The sequence below is a fragment of the Vibrio sp. CUB2 genome, from assembly GCF_001557945.1.
In the GTDB taxonomy this organism is placed as follows: domain Bacteria; phylum Pseudomonadota; class Gammaproteobacteria; order Enterobacterales; family Vibrionaceae; genus Vibrio; species Vibrio owensii.
Map to the genome: position 1 here is coordinate 1 of NZ_LNRB01000062.1, position 1,076 is coordinate 1,076.

1 rRNA gene is annotated in these 1,076 nt (G+C 53.0%); it reads left to right on the forward strand.

Annotated elements, in window-relative coordinates:
• Positions 1 to 1,065: ribosomal RNA gene (locus ATB78_RS27785) — 16S ribosomal RNA — on the forward strand; the annotation flags it as partial.
• Positions 1,066 to 1,076 lie beyond the last annotated feature (11 nt).

The following is a 1,076-nucleotide window of genomic DNA, read 5'->3' on the forward strand; positions in this document are numbered from 1 at the left end:
TTGACGTTAGCGACAGAAGAAGCACCGGCTAACTCCGTGCCAGCAGCCGCGGTAATACGGAGGGTGCGAGCGTTAATCGGAATTACTGGGCGTAAAGCGCATGCAGGTGGTTTGTTAAGTCAGATGTGAAAGCCCGGGGCTCAACCTCGGAATAGCATTTGAAACTGGCAGACTAGAGTACTGTAGAGGGGGGTAGAATTTCAGGTGTAGCGGTGAAATGCGTAGAGATCTGAAGGAATACCGGTGGCGAAGGCGGCCCCCTGGACAGATACTGACACTCAGATGCGAAAGCGTGGGGAGCAAACAGGATTAGATACCCTGGTAGTCCACGCCGTAAACGATGTCTACTTGGAGGTTGTGGCCTTGAGCCGTGGCTTTCGGAGCTAACGCGTTAAGTAGACCGCCTGGGGAGTACGGTCGCAAGATTAAAACTCAAATGAATTGACGGGGGCCCGCACAAGCGGTGGAGCATGTGGTTTAATTCGATGCAACGCGAAGAACCTTACCTACTCTTGACATCCAGAGAACTTTTCAGAGATGAATTGGTGCCTTCGGGAACTCTGAGACAGGTGCTGCATGGCTGTCGTCAGCTCGTGTTGTGAAATGTTGGGTTAAGTCCCGCAACGAGCGCAACCCTTATCCTTGTTTGCCAGCGAGTAATGTCGGGAACTCCAGGGAGACTGCCGGTGATAAACCGGAGGAAGGTGGGGACGACGTCAAGTCATCATGGCCCTTACGAGTAGGGCTACACACGTGCTACAATGGCGCATACAGAGGGCAGCAAGCTAGCGATAGTGAGCGAATCCCAAAAAGTGCGTCGTAGTCCGGATTGGAGTCTGCAACTCGACTCCATGAAGTCGGAATCGCTAGTAATCGTGGATCAGAATGCCACGGTGAATACGTTCCCGGGCCTTGTACACACCGCCCGTCACACCATGGGAGTGGGCTGCAAAAGAAGTAGGTAGTTTAACCTTCGGGAGGACGCTTACCACTTTGTGGTTCATGACTGGGGTGAAGTCGTAACAAGGTAGCGCTAGGGGAACCTGGCGCTGGATCACCTCCTTAAACGATGATTA